The organism is Streptomyces sp. YIM 121038 (assembly GCF_006088715.1).
GTDB lineage: Bacteria > Actinomycetota > Actinomycetes > Streptomycetales > Streptomycetaceae > Streptomyces.
This window is the reverse complement of sequence record NZ_CP030771.1, coordinates 1,847,416-1,873,206: the sequence shown is the minus strand read 5'-3', so window position 1 is coordinate 1,873,206 and position 25,791 is coordinate 1,847,416. Positions and strand designations below refer to the sequence as shown.

Genomic DNA, 25,791 nt, shown 5'->3' with positions numbered 1-25,791 from the left:
CCCGCCCGGCAGCGCGCGGGTTGGGCCCCGTAGCCCGTAGCCCGTAGCCCGTAGCCCGTAGCCCGTAGCCACTTGCCGGTAGCCGACGATGCGCGGGAAGCGAGACGCGGCGCGCCGTCAGGAGTGTGACAGCTGTCGCGCCGCGCCGCGCCCCCGTATGCCCTCCTTGGTGCGGGCGGCCGCGCGGGCCGCGCGGCGGGCCTTGCGCCGCTCGCGCCGGAGCTGGCGTGCCGTGCTGTTGGGCGCTGACACCACGCCGTTGCGCTGGCTCCACACCTGGCGGGTCACCCAGACGTCGAGGACGCCCCAGGTGGCCGCGACCGTGCTGGCCACGCTGCTGAGCACCATGGGGAAGGCCAACCAGGACCCGGCCATCGCGCAGAAGAACGCCGTCATCGCCTGGATGAGGGTCAGCGCCACGATGATCACGGCCCGTACGGCGGCGGTGCGCACCGGGTCCGGCAGGCGCGGCCGGGTCGCGGGCTCCTCGACCCACAGGGGCCGCCGCGCGTCATAGGTGTCGTGTCCCGTGTATGTGTCGTATCCCAAGCGGTCGGCTCCCCTTGGCGTGGTGGCGGCTGCTGCGGCATCGGCTCTCCGCTGCCCGGCTTGGCCCAGGGCGGCGCGTCCAGGTGCGGCCCGAGGGTCGGCCCTCGGCCCCTGCGAGCTCCGAGGCCCGGCACCTTGTGCTCTGGCCTCGTCGTCGCGCTCGGCCCGGCGCAGCTCTCGTCTGCGTGCGCGCTCGGCGCGCCACGGCTGCCCCGGCACGGCCCGCTCGTCCTTCTGCCGCGCGGTGAACTGCTGCTCAAGACCTGGCGATTCACCGCTCGCGTGCTTCTCGGATGCCTTGTCGCGCTCCGTCGTGCTCATCAACTCGTCACTCCCCCCGCTGCCTTGCGGCGCGACGCGTGTCGCACGCACGCCGTCCCGCGCCCCGCGGCCACCGAGAGTCTCTTGTCCGACTCTCTGGCTGCTGCCCGTTTTACGCTGCTTTACGCCGCCCGCCAAGCCGTACATGGCCGCTCGGTCCCGCGCCCCTCGGCGTTCGGCCCCCGCGCGCCCCACTCGGTCGCCCCGTCCATCCATTCGACCTCGTGCTCACCTTCCGTACTGATCGACGAACGAGCCCCACCGATGATTCCCGCTCCGCACGAGACGTCACCCGGAAGGGTGATCGGTTCCCGTTGGCGCACACTTCAGGCCAACTGGCCTCTGACGTAAGGGGGATGGTGGCGCGCGGGCCGCGCCGCAGGCGGGAGGCAATCTCCCGCAATGGGCGGACAACTCCCGACGTCCGTTTCGCGTCACGGCCGAAAAGCGTCCGGACGTGTCTTCGAGTTGCCCGTGTGTCAGTAGTAGGCTCACGCCGTTTGTTGACGCACATGCGTGCCCCTGGGCCATTCGCGCGGCTGCATGGGGCCCGATCTAGGGGAGGCCATGCGCTTTCGCGGGAAGTCGATCCGCCGGAAGATCGTGGCATTGCTGCTCGTGCCGCTCGTGTCCCTCACGGCGATCTGGGGCTTCGCCACGTTTGTGACCGGGCGTGAGGCCAACAAGCTGATCGACACCGCGTACATCATCGACGACTTGGCCAAACCCATCCAGGACACCGTCCAAGTCGTCCAGGAGGAGCGGCGTCAGACGCTCATCCACCTGGCGGACCCACGGGCGTCGGACGCGCTCGCCGCGCTGCGCAGCAGCCGCGACGCCACGGACGAACTCATCGCCAAGGTCAGGTCCGCCGCCAAGGACTCCAAGTCCCGCGACGTCCTCGACGGCCACTCGGAGGAACGCCTGACGGCCGTCCTCGACGCCTTCGACGGCATCCAGGCCCTGCGCCGCACCGTCGGGCAAGGCACCATCGGCCGCGACGAGGCGCTGAAGATGTACACGCGTCTGACCGACCCTTGCTACGGCTTCCTGACGACGCTCAACGCCCTGGACGACGTCAGCATCACCGCGCAGAGCCGCGCCCTCGTCGGCGTCGACCAGGCCCGTGAACTCCTGTCCCGCGAAGACGCCTTGATCGCCTCGGCGCTGGCCACGGGCACCGTCACGAAGGCGGAGGTCCGCCAGGTCACCGACCTGATGGCGCAGCGCTCACTGCTCCTCGACAACAGCCTCGCGCAGCTCCCCGACGGCGAGCGCGCCCGCTACGAGCGCTACTGGAACGGCACCGAGACCGCCCGCCTGCGCGCCGCCGAGAAGTCCCTCGTGGAGTCCGGCCCCGGCACCCCGCGCGCGGTCACCTCCTCCGACTGGAACCAGGAGGCGAACAAGGTCCTCCTCGGCCTCGCCGAGCGCAACGACGCGGCCATCGACCGGCTGCGCGACCGGGCCCGCCCCGAAGCCGTCAAGGTGATCGTGCAGCTGGCCGTCGCCGGCGTGGTCGGTCTGCTGGCCGTGGTCGTCTCCATCGTGCTCTCCGTACGCATCGGCCGCGGCCTCATCCGCGACCTGCGCCGACTGCGGCTGGAGGCCCACGAGGCGTCCGGCGTGCGCCTGCCCGGCCTGCTGCGGCGCCTCGCGGCGGGCGAGCAGGTCGACGTGGAGACCGAGGCCCCCCGCCTCAGCTACGAGAAGGACGAGATCGGCCAGGTCGGCCAGGCCATGAACACCCTCCAGCGCGCCGCCGTCGAGGCCACCGTCAAACAGGCCGACCTGCGCCGCGGCGTCTCCGAGGTGTTCGTCAACCTCGCCCGCCGCAGCCAGGTCCTGCTGCACAAACAGCTGACGCTCCTCGACACCATGGAGCGCAGGACCGAGGACACCGACGAACTGGCCGACCTGTTCCGCCTCGACCACCTCACCACCCGCATGCGGCGGCACGCCGAAGGACTCGTGATCCTCTCCGGTGCCGCGCCTTCCCGGCAGTGGCGCAAGCCCGTCCAGCTCATGGACGTCGTCCGCGCGGCCGTCGCCGAGGTCGAGGACTACGAACGCATCGAGGTACGCCGACTGCCCCGGATCGCCGTCACCGGACCCGCCGTCGCCGACCTCACCCATCTGCTCGCCGAGCTCCTGGAGAACGCCACGGTGTTCTCGCCCCCGCACACCGCGGTGCAGGTCCTGGGGGAGCACGTGGCCAACGGCTTCACCCTGGAGATCCACGACCGGGGCCTCGGCATGGCGTCCGAGGCCCTCCTCGACGCCAACCTCCGCCTCGCCGAGACGCCCGAGTTCGAACTGTCCGACACCGACCGCCTCGGCCTCTTCGTCGTCAGCCGTCTGGCCCAGCGCCAGCGGGTCCGCGTCTCCTTGCAGCCCTCCCCGTACGGTGGCACGACCGCCGTCGTCTTCATCCCGGAGTCCCTGCTCACGGACGACGTACCCGACACCGGAGGCGTCGGATTCCGTCTCGACCGGCCGCAGCCCGCCACGCCCGCGGGCGGTGAGCCCGCGGGCGACCGCGCCGCGGCCCTCGCCCAGGTGCCCGTCCAGCTCCCCGGCCTGCCCGCGTCCATCCTGGACGGACCGGTCGAGCTGGAGGCGCCGGTCGGCATGGCGAGCCTGGAGGGCTTCCCGGGCTCCCTCGGCGAACTCGGTGACCTGGAGGATGCCGACAGCGAGCGCGGCGGCCTGTTCCGCCCCCGCCGCCGTGCCACCGATGCCCCCGGAGAGCAGCATCAGCAGGCGCGCGAACCGGTCCTCGACGAGGCCGCCCGGGGCGGAGACCCCGTCGACTACGGCATCTCCCGCCGCGACGACCTCCTGGACAACGAGCGCCCCCCTGGGGCCACGGTTCCCCTGCCGCGCCGCAGCACGCCGAAGCTGGTCTCCTCGCACGGCCGCCGCGTCGGCCCGACCCGCGCGCGCGACACGGACGCCCTCGACGCCACCGGCGCCGGAGACGACGTACGGTCCCGCCGCGAGGCCCCGGACGGGAGCCCCGGACGCGGTCCCGCCCGGGACGCCCGTCCGACCGACCGCGCGGGCCTCGAACTGCCGCGCCGCGCCCGCCCCGACGACGGCTGGCCCGACCTGACCCCGCCCCGCCCGGAGCGGAGCGAGCCCCAGGCGGACCCGCGACCGCTGCCCCGGCGGCGTCCGGCGGTGGATCCGCCGCGCAGCACCACCCGCACGGAGACAGCGCCCGGCGCGGACCGGGCGGCGAGGACGGACAGGGGCGCCATGGACCGGGCCGCAGGCAGCACCGAGACGCCGCCCCGCACGGCGCCCCAGGACCCGGACAGGCCCGCTCTGGGAGGGCTGCCGCGCAGGGTCCGGCAGGCGAACCTCGCCCCGCAGCTCAAGGACCGCCCCGGCCGCCCCACGGAACGCGAGACCACCGCCCCGGCCGCCGGAAGGCCGGACGAGCGCGACGCCGACGAGGTACGCAGCCGCATGGCCTCGCTCCAGCGCGGCTGGCAGCGCGGCCGCGAAGAGAACGCCGCGGGCGACAGCGCCCCTGACGGCACAGCACCAGGAACGACATCTGAGGGGGACGGTCGATGACCGCACCGAAGGCCGACGCACGCACCACCGCGACCGGGGCGGCGGGAGAGCTGAACTGGCTCCTCGACGACCTGGTGGAGCGTGTCGCCAGCATCCGCAAAGCGCTCGTCCTCTCCGGCGACGGCCTGCCGACGGGCGTGTCCAAGAACCTCACCCGGGAGGACAGCGAGCACCTCGCCGCCGTCGCGTCCGGCTTCCACAGCCTCGCCAAGGGCGTCGGGCGCCACTTCGAGGCGGGCAAGGTCAGGCAGACCGTCGTCGAACTCGACGACGCGTTCCTCTTCGTCACGGCCGCGGGCGACGGCAGCTGCCTCGCCGTCCTCGCGGACGCGGACTCCGACGTCGGCCTGGTGGCGTACGAGATGACGCTGCTGGTCAAGAGGGTGGGCGTGCACCTGGGTTCGGCGCCGCGCACCGACCTGCCCACGGGAGGGTAGTGGGAGGGCATGAGCGACGACGACGGTCAGGCCCCTCCCTCGACGCCTCGCTGGTTCGACGACGACGCCGGTCCGGTGGTGCGCCCGTACGCGATGACGCGCGGCCGCACCACCAGCCCGGCCCAGCACCGCCTCGACCTGATCGCGGTCGTGGTCGCGGAGTCCCGCGCCGATGACACGGAAGCCGACCAGACGCTGTCACCGGAGCACGTGGACATCGTCGACCTGTGCCGCGACAGCCCTCAGTCCGTCGCGGAACTCGCCGCGGAACTCGACCTTCCGATCGGTGTGATCCGTGTCCTGATCGGCGACCTCGTCCACGACGAACTGGTGCACGTCACCCGCCCCGTACCCCCCGCCGAGCTGCCGGACGAGAGTATTCTGCGCGACGTGATCGACGGCCTCCGGGCGCTCTGAACAGCGCGAAAGCGGGGATTGAGACGTGACTGGCTGGCAGTTCTGGGTCGACAGGGGCGGCACGTTCACGGACGTCGTCGCGCGCCGTCCGGACGGCCGCCTCCTCACCCACAAGCTGTTGTCCGACAACCCCGCGCGCTACGCGGACGCGGCCGTCGCGGGCATCGCGCACCTCCTCGCCGGAGCGGGCGCCCCGGAGCCGACCGGCGTCCCGGAGCCACCCGGCGCCCAGGGGGCGAGCGCGGGCGACGGCCACGCGCCGCACGCCCCCCAGGACCTCCCGCGCGCCGCCGATCCGCGCTCCGCACCGATCGACGCCGTCCGGATGGGCACCACCGTCGCCACCAACGCCCTCCTGGAGCGCAAGGGAGAGCCCACGGCGCTCGTCATCACCCGGGGCTTCCGCGACGCCCTGCGCATCGCGTACCAGAACCGCCCGCAGATCTTCGCGCGCGAGATCGTCCTGCCCGAAGCGTTGTACGCGCGCGTGCTCGAAGTCGACGAGCGGGTGGCCGCCGACGGCGAGGTGCTGCGCGCCCCCGACCTGGAGGCGCTCGACGGACCGCTGCGGCAGGCCTACGACGACGGCATCCGCGCCGTCGCCGTCGTGTGCCTGCACAGCCATCTGTACCCCGCCCACGAGCAGGCGGTCGGCGAGCTCGCCCGCGCCGTCGGCTTCCCGCAGGTCTCGCTGTCCAGCGAGGTCAGCCCGCTGATGAAGCTCGTACCGCGCGGCGACACCGCCGTCGTCGACGCCTACCTCTCGCCCGTCCTGCGCCGGTACGTCGAGCACGTCGCCCACGAACTCCGCGGCGTGCGCCTGATGTTCATGCAGTCCAACGGCGGACTCGCGGAAGCCGGGCAGTTCCGCGGCAAGGACGCCATCCTCTCCGGGCCCGCGGGCGGCATCGTGGGCATGGCCCGCATGTCGCGGCTCGCCGGATTCGACCGCGTCATCGGCTTCGACATGGGCGGCACGTCGACGGACGTGTCGCACTACGCGGGGGAGTACGAACGCGTCTTCACCACGCAGATCGCGGGCGTGCGGCTGCGCGCCCCCATGCTCGACATCCACACCGTGGCCGCGGGCGGCGGCTCCGTGCTCCACTTCGACGGCAGCCGCTACCGCGTGGGCCCCGACTCGGCGGGCGCCGACCCCGGCCCCGCCTGCTACCGCGGCGGCGGCCCCCTGACCCTCACCGACGCCAACGTCGCGCTCGGCCGCATCCAGGCGGCCCACTTCCCCCAGGTGTTCGGCCCCGAAGGCGACCAGCCGCTGGACGAGGAGCGCGTCCGCGAGCGGTTCGCCGCGCTGGCCCGCGAGATCACCCGGAGCACGGGGGACGACCGCACGCCGGAACAGGTTGCCGAGGGCTACCTCCAGATCGCCGTCGCCAACATCGCGGCCGCGGTCAAGCGCATCTCGGTCCAGAAGGGCCACGACGTCACCCGCTACGCCCTGACGACGTTCGGCGGCGCGGGCGGGCAGCACGCGTGCATGGTCGCCGACTCGCTCGGCATCCGCACCGTCCTCGTGCCTCCCATGGCGGGCGTGCTCTCCGCCCTCGGCATCGGCCTCGCCGACACCACAGCGATGCGCGAGCGGTCCGTCGAGGCGCCCCTGGAGGCCACGGCGATGCACCACGTCCTGAAGACGGCCGACGATCTGGAGGAGGCCGCCCGCGCCGAGCTGCGCGCGGAGGACGTGCCCGCCGACCGCGTCCGCGTCACGCGCCGCGCGCACCTGCGCTACGACGGCACCGACACCACGCTCGCCGTGGAGCTCACCGAGCCGGATGCGATGCGCCGCACCTTCGAAGAACGCCATCGCGCGCACTACTCCTTCGCCCTGGACCGCCCCGTCGTCGTCGAAGCCCTCTCCGTGGAGGCCACCGGCCTCACCGAGCCCCCGGACCTCTCCGGGCTCGGCGGCGCCACCGCACCCGGCACCACGGCCCCCGCACGCCCCGTACGCCTGCACACGGGCGGCGCCTGGCGTGACGTCCCCCTGCACCGCCGCGAGGAACTGCCGCCCGGCCGGATTGTCACAGGCCCCGCGATCATCACCGAGGCCGGCGCCACCACGGTCGTCGACGACGGCTGGCAGGCCGCGACGACCGAGGACGGGCACCTGATCATGGAACGGGCGGCGGCGCCCGCGGGTTCCCGCGCGAGCACGGAGGCCGACCCCGTCCTCCTGGAGGTCTTCAACAACCTCTTCATGTCGATCGCCGAACAGATGGGCGCCCGCCTGGAGTCCACCGCCCAGTCGGTCAACATCAAGGAGAGGCTCGATTTCTCCTGCGCCCTGTTCGACCCGGCCGGCAGCCTCGTCGCCAACGCCCCGCACATCCCGGTGCACTTGGGCTCCATGGGGACCAGCGTCAAGGAGGTCATCCGCCGCCGAGGTGCCGCCATGCGCCCCGGCGACACGTACGCGGTGAACGACCCGTACCACGGAGGCACCCACCTCCCCGACGTCACCGTCATCACCCCGGTCTTCGACACCCCGGGCGAGCGGATCCTCTTCTACGTGGCCTCGCGCGGCCACCACGCCGAGATCGGCGGCATCGCGCCCGGCTCCATGCCCGCGCACAGCCGCACCATCGACGAGGAAGGCGTCCTCTTCGACAACTGGCTCCTGGTCGAAGGCGGCCGCTTCCGCGAGGACGAGACCTCGCGCCTGCTCACCGAGACCCGCTACCCCTCCCGCAACCCGGCCACGAACCTCGCCGACCTGCGCGCCCAGATCGCCGCCAACCAGAAGGGCGTCGACGAAGTCACCCGCATGATCGGCAACTTCGGGCTCGACGTCGTCCAGGCGTACATGCGGCACGTCCAGGACAACGCCGAGGACTCCGTACGCCGCGTCATCGACGCCCTAGAAGAGGGCGAGTTCGCTTATGAGACCGACTCGGGCGCCGTCATCAACGTCCGTGTCACCGTGGACCGCGAACAGCGCGAGGCGACGATCGACTTCACCGGAACGTCACCCCAGCTGACGACCAACTTCAACGCGCCGTTCGCCGTGGTCAACGCGGCCGTCCTGTACGTCTTCCGCACTCTGGTGGCCGACGACATCCCCCTCAACGACGGCTGTCTGCGCCCCTTGCGCATCATCGTTCCATCCGGCACGTTCCTGTCGCCGGAGCCGCCCGCGGCCGTCGTCGCGGGCAACGTGGAGACCTCACAGGCCCTCACCGGCGCCCTGTACGCGGCGCTCGGCGTCCAGGCCGAGGGTTCCGGCACCATGAACAACGTCACCTTCGGCAACGACCGCCACCAGTACTACGAGACCGTGGCCTCCGGGTCCGGCGCGGGCGACGGCTTCCCCGGGGCGTCCGTCGTACAGACCCACATGACCAACTCGCGCCTCACCGACCCCGAGGTCCTGGAGTGGCGGCTGCCCGTCCTGCTCGACGAGTTCGCCGTACGGCACGGCAGCGGCGGCGACGGCCGCTGGCGCGGCGGAGACGGCGCCGTACGCCGCATCCGCTTCCGGGAGCCCATGACGGTCTCCACGCTGTCCCAGCACCGCAGGGTGGCGCCGTACGGCATGGCGGGCGGCGCGCCCGGAGCCCTGGGCTCGGGCCGCGTCGAGCGCGCCGACGGCACCGTCGTACGGCTCGACGGCAGCGACACGGCAGAGGCGGGCCCCGGTGACGTCCTCGTGATCGAGACGCCCGGAGGCGGCGGGTACGGCCCGCCGCTCGCGCCGGCGCCCTCCGCCCCGACGGAAGCACGCGACACCACTGATGACTGATGCAGGAGAAGAGAGCAATGATCTTCAAGCGTTCTGAGCGCGGTACGGCCCCCGTGGAGCCGGTCACGCTGAAGATCCTGGTGGCGGGCGGCTTCGGCGTGGGCAAGACGACGCTCGTCGGCGCCGTCAGCGAGATCAAGCCGCTGCGCACGGAGGAGACGCTCAGCGAGGCCGGGCGCCCCGTGGACGACGTCAACGGCGTCCCGGGCAAGCACACCACCACCGTGGCCATGGACTTCGGCCGGATCACGCTCCGCGAGGACCTCGTCCTGTACCTCTTCGGCACCCCCGGCCAGGACCGCTTCTGGTTCCTGTGGGACGAGCTGGCGACCGGCGCGCTCGGCGCCGTGGTGCTCGCCGACACCCGCCGCCTGGAGGACTGCTTCGCCGCCGTCGACTACTTCGAACGCCGCTCCATACCCTTCGTCGTCGGAGTCAACTGCTTCGAGGGAGCGTCCCGTTACCCGGCCGACGAGGTGCGCCAGGCGCTCGACCTCGACCCGGGCACCCCTGTGGTGCTGTGCGACGCGCGAGAGAAGGAGTCCGTCAAGGAGGTCCTCATCGACGTGGTGGAGCACGCGATGGCGGTCGGCGCCGCGGCCCGCGAGCCCGTCGCCACCTGAGTCCGGAGCCCGACGGGCCCCGCCGCCCGCGCGCCGCGAGCGGCCCGCACCCCCGCCGACCGGGGTACGAGCCGCCGCCACGCGCGCGCGCGTGAGCCTCGATGGCCCCCTTACGCGCGCGTGCCCGCCGCCGTCGCCTCGGCGCGCGGGGTCTCAGCCCCCGGCGTTGCCGTCGGTGCCGTCGTCGTGCCAGCCGAAGCTGCGCTCCACGGCCTTGCGCCAGTTGTGGTACTCGCGGTCGCGCACCTGAGCCTCCATCCGCGGCGTCCACTCGGCGTCACGCTGCCAGTGGGCCTTCAGCTCGTCCAGGTCGTGCCACACGCCCGTCGCGAGCCCCGCGGCGTACGCGGCCCCCAGACACGTCGTCTCGGCGATCTGAGGGCGGATCACGGGCACGCCCAGCACGTCCGCCTGGTGCTGCATCAGCAGGTTGTTCTTGGTCATGCCGCCGTCCACCTTCAAGGTGGTGATCCGTACCCCGGAGTCCTGGTACATCGCGTCGACGACCTCGCGGGTCTGCCAGCTCGTCGCCTCCAGGACCGCGCGCGCCAGATGCGCCTTGGTCACGTACCTGGTCAGACCCGTGATGACGCCGCGCGCGTCGGAGCGCCAGTACGGGGCGAACAGACCGGAGAAGGCGGGCACGACGTACGCGCCGCCGTTGTCCTCCACGCTCGCCGCCAGCGGCTCGATCTCGTCGGCCGTACGGATGATGCCGAGCTGGTCCCGGAACCACTGCACGAGCGCCCCGGTGATCGCGATGGACCCCTCCAGACAGTAGACGGGTGCCTCACCGCCGATCTTGTATCCCATCGTGGTGAGCAGCCCGCTCTTGGACGGCACGGGCCTGTTCCCGGTGTTGAGGAGCAGGAAACTGCCCGTCCCGTAGGTGTTCTTGGCCGTGCCGGTGTCGTAGCAGGCCTGCCCGAAGACGGCCGCCTGCTGGTCGCCCAGGGCGGAGGCCACGGGCACCCCCGCCAGCTGCCCCACGGCCGTCCCGTACACCTCGGCGGACGACCTGATCTCCGGCAGGACCGCCTCCGGCACGTTCATGGCGGAGAGGATCGAGGAGTCCCACTGGAGCGTTTCCAGGTTCATCAGCATCGTGCGCCCGGCGTTGGTGACGTCCGTGACGTGGACGCCGCCGTCGGTGCCGCCGGTGAGGTTCCAGATGAGCCAGGTGTCGATCGTGCCGAACGCGATGTCGCCCCGCTCGGCACGCGCGCGCAGCCCCGGCACGTTGTCCAGCAGCCAGGCCGCCTTGGGCCCGGAGAAGTAGCTCGCCAGGGGCAGGCCGGTCTGCTCGCGGAAGCGGTCCTGGCCGTCGGTGCCGCCCAGCTCGTGGCAGAGCGCCGACGTGCGGGTGTCCTGCCAGACGATGGCGTTGTGCACCGGCTTGCCCGTGGCGCGGTCCCACAGGACCGTCGTCTCCCGCTGGTTGGTGATGCCGAGGGCGCTGAGCTGGTCGGCGCGCAGCCCGGCCTTGGCGATCGCGCCCGCCACCACGGCCTGCACCTTGGACCAGATCTCGGTGGCGTCGTGCTCCACCCAGCCGGGCTTGGGGAAGATCTGGCGGTGTTCGCGCTGGTCCACGGCGACGATCGCGCCGTCCTGGTCGAAGATGATGCAGCGGCTCGAGGTGGTGCCCTGGTCGATCGCGGCGACGAATTTCTCGGAGCTGTCCGTCATGGCTCCTCCTTGTCGGAAGCTGCTCGGGGCGCGTGGGAGACCGCCCGGGAGCGCTGGAGGTCTCCCGGGCGGCCGCTCAGAAGGCTGCGTTGTAGATGACGCCCGCGAGGGCGCCGCCGATCAGCGGACCGGCCACCGGAATCCAGGCGTAGCTCCAGTCGGACGTGCCCTTGTGGGGGATCGGCAGGAACTGGTGCACGATGCGCGGGCCGAGGTCACGGGCCGGGTTGATGGCGTAGCCGGTGGGCCCGCCGAGCGAGAGGCCGATGCCGACGACCAGGAAGGCGACGATCAGCGTCTGCGTGCCCGACTCCCCGAGGCCCTTGGTGAGCCCGAAGGCGAGGATGGGAAGGACCAGCCCGACCGTCGCGATGACCTCGGTGATCAGGTTGGCGACCGGGTTCCGGATCTCCGGGATGGTGGAGAAGATGCCGAGCGTCGGCGCGGGCCCTCCGCCGCCCGCCCGGTCGTCCTTGCCGCCCGTCGGCACGTTGGCGTTGAACTGCGCGAGGTAGGTGAGGTACGCGAGGACGGCGCCGAGCATCGCGCCGACCATCTGCCCGGCGAGATAGATCCAGACCTTGCCCCACTTGTCGGTGTCGATGGCGATGCCGATCGTCACGGCGGGGTTGAGGTGCCCCCCGGACAGCGGCCCGGCGGTGTAGGCCCCCGCCAGGACGCCGAAGCCCCACCCGAAGGCGATGACGACCCACCCGGAGGCCTTGGCCTTCGAGTGGTTGAGGGTGACGGCGGCGCATACGCCGGCGCCGAAGAGAATCAGAATCGCGGTGCCGATGACCTCACCGACGAAGATGTCCCCGTTCGAGTACATGGCGGCTCCTAGTCCCTCGCCCGGGGCGACGAGCCCCGGTCCTCCGTGCAGGGTGCGCTTCCCACGACTACAGCCCGCTCACGCACAGCGGCATCCGCTGTGGCAGGGGACTCCCGCGCCCCGGAGACGAGCGTGCCGTCACAGTCGCATCGCCCATGGGGGGATAACCCGCTGAACAGGCCCTTTCTATGCAGAGCCTGGGAGCACACGGGCCCTGAGCGGCACGGAGCCGAAGAACGGCGATGCCGACTGACACCGGGAAGTGTTCACCGCCCGTGATGGAGCGTCAAGGTCGCCGACACCACCGGTTAACCGGCGCACACTCCTCCGCGCCCGGTCGCCCGTGCGGCGCGGCGGAACAGTCCTGTGCCGCATGGCGGAACGGCTCCTTGCCGGCCGGAGGGCCCGCTCCGTGGCGCCGGACGCGCCGGTACGCGCCGTCCGGCGTCCACGGTCCCGCGATACCCGGCGCGGCACGGTCCGCGGGGCTCAGCGCACCGCGATCACCGAGGAGCCGTGCCCGAAGAGCCCCTGGTTCGCGGTGAGTCCCACCCGCGCCCCGGTCACCTGACGGCCACCGGCCTGGCCCCTCAACTGCCAGGTCAGTTCGCAGACTTGAGCGATCGCCTGGGCCGGAACGGCCTCTCCGAAGGAGGCGAGTCCGCCACTGGTGTTCACCGGTATGCGCCCGCCGGGGCGCGTCGCTCCGTCGCGCAGCAGCTTGACCCCCTCGCCCTCGCCGCACAGCCCCAGGTCCTCGTACCACTGGAGTTCCAGAGCGGTCGACAGGTCGTACACCTCGGCCAAGGAGAGGTCGTCCGGGCCGACGCCCGCCTCCTCGTAGGCGGCGTGCGCGACGGAGGCCCGGAACGTCCGCTCTGCGGGCGGCACGGCGACGGCCGAGTCGGTGGCGATGTCCGGGAGGTCCAGGACCGTGTTCGGATACGTCGGCGTGACCGTGGACACCGCGCGGATGCGCACCGGGTCGGGCGCGCCGTGCCGCCGGGCGAACTCCATCGTGGACAGCACCAGGGCCGCCGCCCCGTCGGACGTCGCGCAGATGTCGAGCAGCCGCAAGGGGTCCGCCACGACGGCGGAGGCGGCGACTTCGTCGGCGGTGACGGCCGTGCGGTAGCGGGCGTGCGGGTTCAGCGCCCCCAGGGCCGCGTTCTTCACCTTGACCTGCGCGAAGTCCTCCAGCGTGTCACCGTGCACGGCCATGCGGCGGCGGGCGTACAGGGCGAAGTACGCCGGGTTCGTCGCGCCGAGGACGCGGAAGCGCAGCCAGTCCGGGTCGTCCGGCCGGTCACCGCCCGCGGGCCGGAAGAACCCCTTGGGGGCCGCGTCCGCGCCGACGACGAGCACGACGTCCGCGAGCCCCGCGAGCAGCTGCGCGCGGGCCGTGGCGATGGCCTGGGCCCCGGACGCGCACGCCGCGTACACGCTCGCCACGCGCGCGCCCTGCCAGCCGAGCGCCTTGGCGAAGGCCGCCCCCGCCACGTACCCCGGATAGCCGCCGCGCACCGTGTCCGCGCCGACGACCGACCCCACGTCCCGCCAGTCGACGCCCGCGTCCGCGAGGGCCGCGCGGGCCGCCACCGTGCCGTACGTGACGAAGCCGCGCCCCCACTTGCCCCAGGGGTGCATGCCCGCGCCGAGCACCGCCACCTCGCCCGTCACGCCTTCACCCCCACGGGACTCCAGTGCCACGTGGCCCAGGCCGTCTCCGCGTCCTCATGGAGCACGCCGGGCACGACCTCGACCTCCATCCCGACCTCCAGGTCGGCGACGGTCACGCCGGGAGCCCCCTGGCCGAGCACGACCATGCGCTCGGCTTCGAGCTCCACTGCGATCAACGTGTAGGGCCGCCAGGGAAGTTCCGGGTCGGAGAGGTACGGCTCCGGTGGGCGGTAGCGCCCGTCGGTGTACGACCACACCCGCCCGCGCCGCGACAGCGCGACCTCGACCAGCTCGTCGCCCGCACATCCCGGATTGCGGCAGAAGCCGTCCTCGCGGGGGAAGTGGACCGCGGCGCACCGCGCGCACCGCGTCCCCAGGAGTCGGAAGGAATCCCCTTCCCCGGCGAACCACTGCGCCACCACAGGCGCTCGCTTCGGCGACATGAGCCCTCCAGGAGCACTGATCTGACGGGACGTCAGAAGTGTGACACGCAGGCCCCTGTCGCGTCAGTGGGGCAGCGAACGACGCGACACCGGGAAATCGAAGTACGTGTCCGGGAAGAGCTCCGGCTTGTACGTGAAGTGCCACCATTCCTCGGGCAGATTGACGAAGCCGGCCTTGGTCAGCGCGCTCCGCAGCAGATCCCGGTGCGCGCGCTGCTCGCCGGTGACGCGCGGGTCGTCCGTGTGGGACAGCGTGTCGAAGCAGTCGTAGCCCGTGCCCATGTCGAGGGAGTTGTCCGGAAACCGCTCGCTCCGGGGCGCGTAGCACGGCTTCAGGGGCTCCCCGGGGACATACGGCCGGGTGGGCAGCGCGGGAAGCCGCACCACCGTCAGATCGAGCGTCGAGCCCCGGCTGTGCCCGGACTTCTTCGCGATGTAGCCGTCCTCGAAGAGCCGCGACTTGTCGACCCGGGGGTAGAACTCCGCCTTCATCCGCTCGTCACCCAGGTCCTCGGCCCAGCGCACGAAGTGGTCGACGGCCCGCTGCGGCCGGTAGCAGTCGTACACCTTGAGGGAGTAGCCCTTCCGGAGGAGTGCGCGCTGCGCCGTGCGGAGGGCCTTGGCGGCCGGTTCGGTGAGGACGCACATCGGCTGCCGATAGCCGTCGATCCGTCGGCCCACGAAGTTGTGCGGCGTGAAGTAGCGCATCTCCTGGATGATCGTCGGGTCGACGTCCCGCAACGCCACGAAGCCGTCCGGGGCTTGCGGTTCTGTGCGTGCCTCGGCGGGCGCGGGCGCGGCCGACACCGCGAAGAGGGCAACGGCGGCAAGGGCGAGTCTCCGCAGAGCGGGAGCGAATGTCGTCATGCCCGTGCGTCTATCAGCATCTCCGTACTCCACGGAAGACCGACGCCCGGAGATCGGCTACAGTCCGCCGCGTGTCCCCATCCCAACACCCCACCAACTCCGCGCCGGACGCCCACTGCTCGAGCTGCGGCGCGCGCTACGGAGACCACGTCACCGGCTGGCCCCGCACCTGCGCCGACTGCGAGACGGTGGCCTACCGCAATCCGCTGCCCGTGGCCGTCGCCCTCCAGCCGGTGTACGACACGAAGGGCACCTCCCTGGTCGTCGTGACCCGTTCCATCGCCCCCGCGCGCGGGGGCTCCGCGCTGCCCGGCGGCTACGTGGACCACCGGGAGGACTGGCGCCACGCCGTCGCCCGGGAGCTCAAGGAAGAGACCGGCATCGGCGCCGCGAGCCGCGACGTACGCATCGTGGAGGTCCTCAGCTCCCCCGACGGCCACCTGCTCCTCTTCGGCCTGCTCCCGGAGCGCCCCGCGGCCGACCTGCCCCAGTCCACCCCCACGGACGAGACCGAGGGCTGGGAGCTCCTCTACCGCCCCACCGAACTCGCCTTCCCGCTGCACACGTCCGTGGTGCGGGCCTGGTTCGAAGGGCGCTACATCTGAGCCCCGGAGCACGCGAGAGCGGCCCCTGGGCGCCGCACGTCCCCTAAGAGGCGCCGTGTGTCCCCCGGGGCGTCACGAGTCCCCGGATCCGCACCGGATGCTCCACCGGGTACCCGCCGCCCTTCTCGCCCTCCCGCTCGACGAGCAGCTCGTCCCCGCTCCAGCGCACCCCGTAGCGCTGGAGCTCCGGCTCGTCCCACCCGTCTCCGGGGTCGGCTATCACCAGGCCCCCGCCGGTACGCCCCTTGGCCGGAGCCCAGACCTCCAGGGCGAGCCGCCCGTCCTCGCCGCGCACGGGCAGCACCGCCCCGGCCCGCGCGAGCACCGGGACGCGGGACAGCGGCGCCTCCAGGATCGCCGTGCCGGGCCCCTCGTACGCCATCCCGGTCGCGGTGTCGTACCACCGCCCCGGAGGCAGCCGTACGGTCCGCTGCGTGACCCCCTCCGAAAGCACCGGCGCCACGAGCAGCCCGTCGCCGAGCAGGAACGCGTCCTCGCAGTCCCGTAGTGCCCTGTCCTCGGGACCGACCCACCACAGAGGGCGCACGTACGGTGCCCCCGTACGCCGCGCCAACTGCGCCAGCGTGACGAAGTACGGCAGCAGCCGACGCCGCTCCTCGAGCGCCACGCGCGCGTGCTCCAGCACCTCGGGGCCGAACTCCCAGGGCTCCCTGCGACCGGCCCGCAACGCCGCATGCGTACGGAACAGTGGCAGATACGCGCCGAGCTGGAACCACCGCAGGAACAGCTCAGGGGAGGGGCTGCCGTCGAAGCCGCCCACATCAGGCCCCGAATAGGGCACCCCGCACAGCCCGAGCCCCAACACCAGCGCGAGCGAGGCCCGCAACCCCGCCCACGTGGAGGCGACGTCGCCCGACCACGTCCCTCCGTAGCGCTGCATTCCCGCCCACCCGGAGCGCGAGAACAAAAACGGCCGCTCCGTAGGCCGCAGTTCGCGCATCGCCTCGTACCCCGCCCGGGCCATGCTCAGGGCGTACACGTTGTGCGCCTCCCGGTGGTCACCGCCGCGGCCCTCCAGCGCGTGCCGCGCCGAACGGGGCAGCGTCGTCTCCCCGAAGGCCGCGAACGACACCGGCTCGTTCATGTCGTGCCAGAAGCCCGAGAAGCCCTGCGCGAGCCGCTCGTCGTACAGGCCGCCCCACCACTTGCGCACCCGTCCCGCCGTGAAGTCAGGGAACACCGAGTCCCCGGGCCACACGAGGCCCCGTACGACCCGCCCCGCCGCATCGCGAACGAACGCGTCCGCCGCCGTCCCGCTGTCGTACACGGCGTTGCCCGGCGCGGCCTTCACCGCCGGGTCCACGATCGACACCAGACGGACCCCGTCCCGGCGCAGCTCCCCGGCCAGCTGCGGCAGCGTCGGGAAGCGCTCCTTGTCGACCGTGAACACCTGGTGCGCGTCGAAGTGGTCGATGTCCAAGTGGACGGCGTCCAGCGGCAGCCCGCGCTCCTGATACCCCGCCACGACCCGCCGCACCTCACGCTCGCTGCCGAAGCCCCACCGCGCGTGGTGGTGGCCCAGCGCCCACGCGGGCGGCACCGCGGGCGCGCCCGTCAGCGACGCCCAGGAGTGCAGCACGCGCGCGGGAGTCCCCACCATCGCCCAGCAGCGCAGCGGCCCCCCGTCCATCCGCACCTCGCACGACCCCGGCCGGTCGTGACCGGAACCGGCACCCTCCAGGCCCTCGCGCAGCCGCACCTCGCCGTCCCAGCTGTTGTCGTGGAACACCAGATGTGTGCCCACGTCGGCGACCACCAGCTGCACCGGCATCGTGATGTACAGAGGATCGTCACCGGGCTCGAACGAACCGCCCGGATCGGTGTTCCACAAGCGGTATGTGCCATTCCGCAGCCGTGGCCCCGCGGCCCTCCCGCCGAGCCCGAAGAACCGCGCGTCCGCCGCCACCTCCGACCGCTGCACCCAGCGAGCCGTCCCGCCGTCCACCGGCTCCCACCAGCGCGGCGGCAGGTCACGCCGCAGCACCACACCACCGGGCGTCCGCAGCTCCACCGCCCCGTGGCGCGAGACGACCACCGTCGCCCGCTCCGACACCACCCGCCAGCCGCCCTCCTTGTCGGGCTCCAGAACCGCCCTGGGATCCGCCTCCGGACTGCCTCCCACCAGCGCGTACGACGGCGACGGCTCGGCCCCGTCCCAGCCCCAGAACACGGCCCCGCCCGCAGCCACCCGCACCCGCAGCTCGGACCGCGCGAACCGCACCACACCACCGCCGGGCCCCGGCTCCACCATCGTCACGGGCCCCGGCGTCCGGGCCCGCTCGGCACCCCGGGGGGCAAGACCGGCCGCGTCGGCCCGCCGCCGACGCCATGCGGAGCGCACCTCGCGCACCCTGCGGGCCGGGTCGGACATGCCGACCGCCTTCACCGAACGCACCAGGTCACGACCGTTCATGCTGCTCACCCTGCCACCGAACGAGGAGCGGGTGCACCGCGTTCAACTGCCGTTCACTCAAGGGTCCGGTACGCCGTCGCCCGGCCGCCTCCGGCGCGGCAGACCCTGGTGCGGAAGTCGATCACGTGGCATCGTCCTGTCAGCCGTGTCACGCGCACACCGAGCCCGTGCGCACGACAGCCGCCCACAACGCGTAGAGCCCAGGAGCAGCCGCATGTCCACAGCGAACCCCTCGCCGCTCTGGCAGCCGGACCAGGAGCGAATCGCCGGCGCCCGGATCACGCGCTTCCAGGCCTGGGCGGCCGAACACCACGGAGCCCCCGCCACCGGCGGCTACGCGGCCCTGCACCGCTGGTCCGTGGACGAGCTCGACACCTTCTGGAAGGCCGTCACCGAGTGGTTCGACGTGCGTTTCACCACCCCCTACGCGCGCGTGCTCGGCGATCGCTCCATGCCCGGTGCCCAGTGGTTCCCGGGCGCCACGCTGAACTACGCCGAGCACGCCCTGCGCGCCGGCGAGGACCCCACGCGGGCGGACACCCCGGCCCTCCTGTACGTCGACGAGACCCACGACCCGATCCCCGTCACCTGGTCCGAGCTGCGCCGCCAGGTGGGCTCCCTGGCCGCCGAGCTGCGTGCCCTCGGCGTCCGCCCCGGGGACCGCGTCAGCGGCTACGTACCGAACATCCCGCAGGCCGTCGTCGCGCTCCTCGCCACCGCCGCCGTCGGAGCCGTCTGGACCTCCTGTGCGCCCGACTTCGGCGCCCGCAGCGTCCTCGACCGCTTCCAGCAGGTCGAACCGGTCGTCCTCTTCACGGTCGACGGCTACCGCTACGGCGGCAAGGAGCACGACCGCCGCGACACCGTCGCCGAGCTGCGCCGCGAACTGCCCACCCTCCGCGCGGTCGTCCACATCCCGCTCCTCGGCACCGAGGCCCCCGAAGGGGCCCTGGAGTGGTCCGAACTCACCTCGGCGGACACGGCCCCCGTCTTCGAGCCCGTCCCCTTCGACCACCCCCTGTGGGTGCTCTACTCCTCCGGCACCACGGGCCTGCCCAAAGCCATCGTCCAGTCCCAGGGCGGCATCCTCGTCGAGCACCTCAAGCAGGTCGGCCTGCACTGCGACCTCGGGCCCGACGACCGGTTCTTCTGGTACACCTCGACCGGCTGGATGATGTGGAACTTCCTCGTCTCCGGCCTGCTCACGGGCACGACGATCGTCCTCTACGACGGCAGCCCCGGCCACCCGGACACCGGCGCCCAGTGGCGCGTCGCCGAACGCACCGGAGCCACGCTCTTCGGCACCTCGGCCGCGTACGTCATGGCCTGCCGCAAGGCGGACGTGCACCCCGCGCGCGACTTCGACCTCTCACGCGTGCAGTGCGTCGCCACCACCGGCTCACCGCTGCCCCCCGACGGCTTCCGCTGGCTCCACGACGCCTTCGCCGAGGTGACCGGGCCGGTGTGGATCGCCTCCGTCAGCGGCGGCACCGACGTCTGCTCCTGCTTCGCCGGCGCCGTGCCCACGCTGCCCGTGCACATCGGCGAGCTCCAGGCCCCCTGCCTCGGCACCGACCTCCAGGCCTGGGACCCCCAGGGCAAGGCCCTCGTCGACGAGGTCGGTGAACTCGTCGTCACCAACCCCATGCCGTCGATGCCCATCCACTTCTGGAACGACCCGGACGGCAGCCGCTACCACGACAGCTACTTCGACACCTACCCCGGCGTCTGGCGCCACGGCGACTGGATCACCCTCACCGCACGCGGCTCGGTCGTCATCCACGGCCGCTCCGACTCCACGCTCAACCGCCAGGGCGTCCGCATGGGCTCGGCCGACATCTACGAAGCCGTCGAACGCCTCCCGGAGATCCGCGAATCCCTCGTCATCGGCGTCGAGCTGCCCGACGGCGGCTACTGGATGCCGCTGTTCATCCACCTCGCCCCCGGCGCCGTGCTCGACGACGACCTGCGCGACCGCATCAAGACGACCATCCGCGCACAGCTCTCGCCCCGCCACGTACCCGACGAGGTCATCGAAGTCCCCGCCGTCCCGCACACCCTCACCGGCAAGCGCATCGAAGTCCCGGTCAAGCGCCTCCTCCAGGGCACCCCGCTCGACAAGGCCGTCAACCCCGGCTCCGTGGACAACATCGAGCTGCTCCGCTTCTACGAGCAGCTGGCCCGCGACCGCGCCTGACGCCCGCCCGGCGGCCGTTGTCAGTGCCTCCCGTTACGTTGGGTGAGCACTGATCGACGGATCGCAGGGGGACATCATGGGGAACACCCAGCACCACTCCATGCGTCGCGCGCTGCGCCGCGAAGTCGCCGGGACCATCGGCCTGCTGGCCGACGAGAGCGACTTCGCTGCGATGCGCCGGTATCGCACCTTCACCTTCGACGACCACGTGACCTACCTCCAGGAAGTGGAGGGCCTGCTCAAATCCCTGGCCTCCCAGGGCAGGTTCACGAGCATCGCCCTCTTCGACCCGGAGGAGTACGAGGAGTTCTGCGCGGACACCGGCCTCGCCCCGGACGCCTCCGCCAGCCGCGCCCGCTTCGCCGCCGAACTGGCGACAGCGGGCCCCACCGTGCCGTACGAGGGCCAGACGCTGGCCGATCTCGTCCCCGACCTCGTCGACGAGACCGTCCGGCAGACGACGTGGGAGTACGCGACGATGCTCCTGGCCGGCATCGGCGCCTGCGCCGAGTGCGGCGTGGACATCGGAAGGTCCGCCTTCGCCCGCGCCTCCGACCTCCTGATGCGCGTGCTCGAGACGGCGGGTCCGGGCCCCCGTCATCTGGTGTGCAGCGTTCCGTGCGACGGCCAGACGCTCCTCGCCGCCCTGCACGCCGGACACGACCACGACGGCACCGCCCGCCTGGACGAGGCCGAGGCCCTGGAGTTCACCACGGTCCTCGCGGTCGGCATCGCCACCCGCAGCGCGGGCGGCCTCGTCATGCGCACCAGCGGCGAGAGGGGCGACCGCGTCCAGGGCTGGCGCCTGGAGGGCGAGCGCCTGCGCCCGCTCACCGCCGCCGAGGTCTTCGACGCCTATTGCACCGACGCGCTCTCCGGCGACCTGATCGCCCCGGAGTCGGGCGATGGTGAGCGGCGTGTCGGTGCGACGAGATGGGGCGAATCCCGCTGGGGATGCCCAATTGCGGGCTTTGGCGGCGTTCAAGGGCGTGTCGGCGATCCTGTTTGCGGGATCGAGCTGGGGGTGCTGGTCGGTTCCGCGAGCAGTTCACCGGATGAGCTGGGTTCCCGTCCGGGACGAGCAGTTCCGGCCGTCCAGGCCGGTCCCCGCGCTTCCGGTGTCGGTACTCCAGTTCGCCGGGGCTGCCCGATCGGCAGGCGGCCCTGGCGGTGCGGGCCGGATCGACTGGAAATACGCCCTGGGCCTGGAGCTTACCGACCCGGGCTTCGACTACCTCCGTACTCAGCGAGTTCCGCACCCGGCTGGTCGAGGCGGAAGCGGGGCAGCAGGTCTTCGACCACGTCCTGGAGTCCGCCCGGAAGGCGGGAATGCTGAAGGCGCCAGGCAGGGCCCGCACCGACTCCACCCACGTACTGGCCGCGATCCGGTCGCTGAACCGGCTGGAGTTCGTCATCGAGACCCTGCGCGCTGCGCTCAACGCACTCGCCGCTGCGGCCCCCAACTGGCTGTCCGCCCACGCTGATCCGGCCTGGTTCGACCGGTATGCCACCCGGCCGGAGGACTACTGGCTGCCCTCCGGCAAGGCCAAGCGGACCGAGTTGTCCGAGCAGACCGGCCGGGACGGCATGCGCCTGCTGGCCGACGTGCACGCCGCCGGGGCGCCCGTGTGGCTGCGCGAGCTGCCCGCCGTCCAGATCCTGCGCCGGGCCTGGGTTCAGCAGTACGTGTTCGATACGGAGGGCGAGGTGCGATGGCGGGACCCAAAAGAGTGCCCGCCGGGTGCTCTTCGCCTGGTCAGCCCCTATGACACCGACGCTCGCGCGAGTGTGAAGCGGGATATCAAGTGGGACGGTTTCAAGGTCCATTTGACCGAGACCTGCGATGCGGACACGTCTCACCTGATCACGAACGTGCTGACGCAGGACGCTACCGTCCAGGACAGCACGGCCACCAACCTGGTCCACGACGCCCTCGCCGCCAGGGACCTTCTGCCCGGCGAGCATCTACTGGACGCTGGCTACATCGACGGACCCCGCATCGTCACCGCCGATCGTCAGTACGGCATCACCCTGACCGGCCCCATCCGCGGCAACACCACTGCCCAGGCCAGCGGCCCCTACAGCCAGAGCGCCTTCGCCATCGACTGGCAGAGCCAGACCGTGACCTGCCCGAACGGCAAGAACGCCACCCAATGGCGGGACAAGATCTCCGATCGTGGCGCCCCCATCATCATCGTCCGGTTCTCACCCGCTGACTGCCGCACTTGCCCCGCGCGCCCCGAGTGCGTGAGCTCACCCCGAGCCGCGAGAAGGGAAATCACCCTGCGGCCCCGGGCCGAACACGAGGCGATCCAACAGGCCCGTGCAGCCCAGGGCACTCCCGAGTGGCGGGAACGCTACGCGGCCCGCAACGGCATCGAGGGCACCCTCTCCCACGCTGTTCACACCGCCGGTCTGCGCCGGTGCCGCTACCGCGGACTCGCCAGAACCCGCCTCCAGCACCAGCTCACCGCAACCGCGATCAACCTTGCCCGCCTCGACGCCCACCTCACCGGAACACCCCTGGCCCGGACCCGCACCAGCCACTTCGCACGACTTCGCCCCGCCGACCAAACGATCGACGGGGCGAAGTAGCAGGACCCCGAATTCGCCAACGGCATCCCCTGCGGTGGAGCGCCCCTTCGGAACAGCGGTCCTGCGACGGGCCCGCCGATCAGGCCGGCCCGTTCGTACGGATCGTCACTCGCCGGACAGCACGGCCTGCGCGGCCTTGCGCGCATCCTCGGCGCTGTCCGCGGCACGCGCCGCGGCCGCGGCACGCTCGCACTGGGCCAGCGTGTACTTGCCGAGCGTCGCCCGCACGTAAGGAATCGAAGCGGCACCCATGGACAGGGAGGTGACGCCCAGACCCGTCAGCACACAGGCCAGCAGCGGATCCGACGCGGCCTCACCACAGACGCCACAGCTCTTGCCCTCGGCCTTCGCCGCCTCGGCGGACAGCGCGACCAGGTCGAGCAGCGCGGGCTGCCACGGGTCCTGGAGCCGGGACACCGCACCGACCTGACGGTCGGCGGCGAAGGTGTACTGCGCCAGGTCGTTCGTGCCCAGGGACAGGAACTCGACCTCCTGGAGGATCGAGCGCGCGCGCAGCGCGGCGGAGGGGATCTCCACCATCGCGCCGAACTTCGCCTGCAGCCCCGCCGCACGGCAGGCGTCGGCGAACGCCTTGGCGTCGGCACGGTCCGCGACCATCGGCGCCATGACCTCGAGGTAGACGGGCAGCCCCTCGGAGGCCTTGGCCAGCGCGGTCAGCTGCGTGCGCAGCACCTCGGGGTGGTCGAGCAGCGACCGCAGCCCGCGCACGCCCAGAGCCGGGTTCGGCTCGTCGGCGGGCGTGAGGAAGTCCAGCGGCTTGTCGGCGCCCGCGTCGAGCACACGCACGACGACACGCCCCTCGGGGAAGGCCTCCAGCACCTGGCGGTACGCCTCGACCTGCTTCTCCTCGGTCGGCGCCTTGCTGCTGTCGTCGAGGAAGAGGAACTCCGTACGGAACAGACCGACGCCCTCGGCGCCCGCCTCGACCGCGGCGGGGACGTCGGCGGGGCCGCCGACGTTCGCCAGGAGGGGCACCTTGTGCCCGTCGGACGTCGCGCCCGGACCGGTCGACGCGGCGAGCGCGGCCTTGCGCTCGGCGGCCGCGGCCTCGAGCTCGGCGCGCTTCTCCGCGCTCGGGTTCACGAAGATCTCGCCGGTGCTGCCGTCCACGGCCACGACCGTGCCCTCGGCGAGCTCACCGGCGCCGGGCAGCGCCACGACGGCGGGAACGCCGAGCGCCCGCGCCAGGATCGCGCTGTGGCTGGTCGGACCGCCCTCTTCGGTCACGAAACCGAGCACGAGCGCCGGGTCGAGCAGCGCGGTGTCCGCCGGAGCGAGGTCACGCGCGATGAGGACGTACGGCTCGTCGCTGTCCGGGACGCCCGGCATCGGCACGCCGAGGAGCCGCGCGACAATGCGGTTGCGCACGTCGTCGAGGTCGGCGACGCGACCCGCCATGTACTCACCCGCGCCCGCGAGCAGCTCGCGGTAGTAGGAGAAGGCGTCGTAGACGCCGCGCTCCGCCGAGCTGCCCACCGTGATGCGCCGGTCCACGTCGGCCATCAGCTCGGGGTCCTGCGCGATCATCGCCTGCGCCTCGAGCACGGCCTGGGCCTCACCGCCGGCCAGGTTGCCGCGGGCCATCAGGTCGGCCGCGACAGCCTCGACGGCCTGACGGGCGCGCCCCTGTTCGCGCTCCGCCTCGTCCGCCGGAATCTGCTTGGCAGGCGGTTCGAGCACCGCCGTTCCCATGTGCCGAACCTCGCCGATGGCCACCCCGTGGCTTACGCCGACGCCTCGCAGCGTTGTCTCCATCTCACCGTCTCCGATAGTGCGGCGGGCCCAGCCGCCGCGGTGGTTGTACTGCCTGCCGTCGCCTGCCGACGGCGCCGACGTCACTTCCAGCTGAAGAGAGCGTCGCCGGACTTCACGTCGCCGTCCTCGACGACGTCGGCCAGGGACTCGGCCGTCGCCTCGAGCGCTACGACGGGGCACACCGGAGACTTGCCCGCGGCCTCGACCGCCGCGGGGTTCCAGCGCACGACGGCCTGGCCGCGCTGTACGGTGTCACCCTTATTGACAAGAAGTTCAAAACCCTCGCCATTGAGCTGAACGGTGTCGATGCCCAAGTGCGTCAGCACACCGTGGCCCTGGTCGTCGACGACGACGAAGGCGTGGGGGTGGAGCGAGACGATGATGCCGTCGACGGGGGCCACGGCCTCGGACGCCTCGCGCACGGGGTCAATGGCCGTGCCGGGTCCGACCATGGCGCCCGAGAAGACGGGGTCCGGTACCGCCGCGAGTCCGATGGCGCGTCCGGCGAGCGGGGACGAAACGCTGGTCATGGCAAGCCTCCCAGGGGGTGGAGATGGGTAACCGCCGCCACTACCTGTCCTGGACGACGCACTGTTCAGAAGGGTAAGTCATAGGAAGTCCCGGTTCCGCACGAAGGTCCTGGTTGGCGGACGTAGGAGCGCAGCACAAACGATTTGCGCCGCCCGGAACCCCGATGTAGAGTCGGGAGCCTGCCCGGGGCCAAGCGACGCGATGAGCGTCCGGCTCGGCAGCCTCTTTCAAGTCGGATCCTACTCAGGGTCTGGTTCCGTATGCCTACGAGAGATCGTGGTCAGCGGGACGGAAAAGACTTGATAGAGTCGGAACCGCCGGAAGGCCGAGAGGCCGGAAAGCACCGAGGAAATCGGAACGGACCGGGAAGCCGGAAAGATCTGATAGAGTCGGAAACACGAAATACCGAAGGGAAGCGCCCGGAGGAAAGCCCGAGAGGGTGAGTAC

17 protein-coding genes and 1 pseudogene are annotated in these 25,791 nt (G+C 72.1%); 9 read left to right on the top strand and 9 right to left on the bottom strand.

The window, feature by feature from the left end; all coding sequences use genetic code 11:
* Nucleotides 1-117: 117 nt before the first annotated feature.
* The gene (locus C9F11_RS07385) at nucleotides 118-723 is read right to left on the bottom strand and encodes a hypothetical protein (RefSeq protein ID WP_138966205.1); all 606 of its coding nucleotides are present in this window, start codon (nucleotides 721-723) and stop codon (nucleotides 118-120) included.
* 714 nt (nucleotides 724-1,437) lie between these two features.
* On the opposite strand from C9F11_RS07385, the gene C9F11_RS07380 reads away from it, so the two are divergent.
* The 5 genes from C9F11_RS07380 to C9F11_RS07360 are packed head-to-tail and all read left to right on the top strand — an operon-like array spanning nucleotide 1,438 to nucleotide 9,695.
* Nucleotides 1,438-4,455 (top strand): nitrate- and nitrite sensing domain-containing protein, encoded by a 3,018-nt coding sequence (locus C9F11_RS07380; RefSeq protein WP_138958488.1) that lies wholly within the window; start codon nucleotides 1,438-1,440, stop codon nucleotides 4,453-4,455.
* Nucleotides 4,452-4,892, top strand: coding sequence for a roadblock/LC7 domain-containing protein (locus tag C9F11_RS07375; protein WP_138958487.1), 441 nt, complete (start codon nucleotides 4,452-4,454; stop codon nucleotides 4,890-4,892). Before C9F11_RS07380 ends, C9F11_RS07375 begins: the two co-directional genes overlap by 4 nt.
* A gap of 9 nt (nucleotides 4,893-4,901) precedes the next feature.
* Nucleotides 4,902-5,309 (top strand): DUF742 domain-containing protein, encoded by a 408-nt coding sequence (locus C9F11_RS07370; protein ID WP_138958486.1) that lies wholly within the window; start codon nucleotides 4,902-4,904, stop codon nucleotides 5,307-5,309.
* Between the two features lie 25 nt (nucleotides 5,310-5,334).
* Complete coding sequence (locus C9F11_RS07365; protein ID WP_138958485.1) at nucleotides 5,335-9,072, top strand: hydantoinase B/oxoprolinase family protein; 3,738 nt, start codon at nucleotides 5,335-5,337, stop codon at nucleotides 9,070-9,072.
* 17 nt (nucleotides 9,073-9,089) lie between these two features.
* Nucleotides 9,090-9,695 (top strand): ATP/GTP-binding protein, encoded by a 606-nt coding sequence (locus tag C9F11_RS07360; RefSeq protein ID WP_138958484.1) that lies wholly within the window; start codon nucleotides 9,090-9,092, stop codon nucleotides 9,693-9,695.
* 153 nt (nucleotides 9,696-9,848) lie between these two features.
* Here the strand turns inward: C9F11_RS07360 and glpK are convergent, their stop codons facing one another.
* The 5 genes from glpK to C9F11_RS07335 form a co-directional block, all read right to left on the bottom strand.
* On the bottom strand, nucleotides 9,849-11,384 hold the full coding sequence (gene glpK, locus C9F11_RS07355; RefSeq protein ID WP_138958483.1) for a glycerol kinase GlpK: 1,536 nt from the start codon (nucleotides 11,382-11,384) through the stop codon (nucleotides 9,849-9,851).
* A 76-nt stretch (nucleotides 11,385-11,460) separates the two neighbouring features.
* Nucleotides 11,461-12,216, bottom strand: a complete 756-nt coding sequence (locus tag C9F11_RS07350; RefSeq protein ID WP_138958482.1) for an MIP/aquaporin family protein — start codon at nucleotides 12,214-12,216, stop codon at nucleotides 11,461-11,463.
* Nucleotides 12,217-12,705: 489 nt separating this feature from the next.
* Nucleotides 12,706-13,896, bottom strand: coding sequence for a lipid-transfer protein (locus C9F11_RS07345; RefSeq protein WP_138958481.1), 1,191 nt, complete (start codon nucleotides 13,894-13,896; stop codon nucleotides 12,706-12,708).
* The gene (locus C9F11_RS07340) at nucleotides 13,893-14,318 is read right to left on the bottom strand and encodes a zinc ribbon domain-containing protein (RefSeq protein ID WP_138966203.1); all 426 of its coding nucleotides are present in this window, start codon (nucleotides 14,316-14,318) and stop codon (nucleotides 13,893-13,895) included. The genes C9F11_RS07345 and C9F11_RS07340 overlap by 4 nt, the downstream gene beginning before the upstream one ends.
* An 84-nt stretch (nucleotides 14,319-14,402) precedes the next feature.
* Complete coding sequence (locus tag C9F11_RS07335; protein ID WP_138958480.1) at nucleotides 14,403-15,206, bottom strand: M15 family metallopeptidase; 804 nt, start codon at nucleotides 15,204-15,206, stop codon at nucleotides 14,403-14,405.
* A 71-nt stretch (nucleotides 15,207-15,277) separates the two neighbouring features.
* Here C9F11_RS07335 and C9F11_RS07330 point away from each other — a divergent pair, with 71 nt between their 5' ends.
* Nucleotides 15,278-15,811 (top strand): NUDIX domain-containing protein, encoded by a 534-nt coding sequence (locus C9F11_RS07330; RefSeq protein ID WP_138958479.1) that lies wholly within the window; start codon nucleotides 15,278-15,280, stop codon nucleotides 15,809-15,811.
* Nucleotides 15,812-15,854: 43 nt separating this feature from the next.
* Here the strand turns inward: C9F11_RS07330 and C9F11_RS07325 are convergent, their stop codons facing one another.
* Entirely contained in the window at nucleotides 15,855-18,245 is a 2,391-nt protein-coding gene (locus C9F11_RS07325; protein WP_138958478.1) for a glycoside hydrolase family 31 protein, read from the bottom strand.
* 214 nt (nucleotides 18,246-18,459) lie between these two features.
* On the opposite strand from C9F11_RS07325, the gene C9F11_RS07320 reads away from it, so the two are divergent.
* The 3 genes and pseudogenes from C9F11_RS07320 (at nucleotide 18,460) to C9F11_RS07310 (ending at nucleotide 23,037) form a co-directional block, all read left to right on the top strand.
* A complete protein-coding gene (locus C9F11_RS07320; protein ID WP_138958477.1) occupies nucleotides 18,460-20,442 on the top strand; it encodes an acetoacetate--CoA ligase in 1,983 nt (660 codons plus the stop codon).
* Nucleotides 20,443-20,518: 76 nt separating this feature from the next.
* Nucleotides 20,519-21,343: pseudogene (locus C9F11_RS07315) on the top strand (hypothetical protein); the annotation flags it as partial.
* Nucleotides 21,344-21,771: 428 nt separating this feature from the next.
* Complete coding sequence (locus C9F11_RS07310; protein WP_138958476.1) at nucleotides 21,772-23,037, top strand: transposase; 1,266 nt, start codon at nucleotides 21,772-21,774, stop codon at nucleotides 23,035-23,037.
* 105 nt (nucleotides 23,038-23,142) lie between these two features.
* Here the strand turns inward: C9F11_RS07310 and ptsP are convergent, their stop codons facing one another.
* Nucleotides 23,143-24,813 (bottom strand): phosphoenolpyruvate--protein phosphotransferase, encoded by a 1,671-nt coding sequence (gene ptsP, locus C9F11_RS07305; RefSeq protein ID WP_138958475.1) that lies wholly within the window; start codon nucleotides 24,811-24,813, stop codon nucleotides 23,143-23,145.
* A gap of 80 nt (nucleotides 24,814-24,893) precedes the next feature.
* Nucleotides 24,894-25,343 carry a PTS glucose transporter subunit IIA gene (locus C9F11_RS07300; protein WP_138958474.1) on the bottom strand — a complete coding sequence of 150 codons (450 nt, stop codon included), beginning with the start codon at nucleotides 25,341-25,343 and terminating at the stop codon, nucleotides 24,894-24,896.
* Nucleotides 25,344-25,791: the final 448 nt, after the last annotated feature.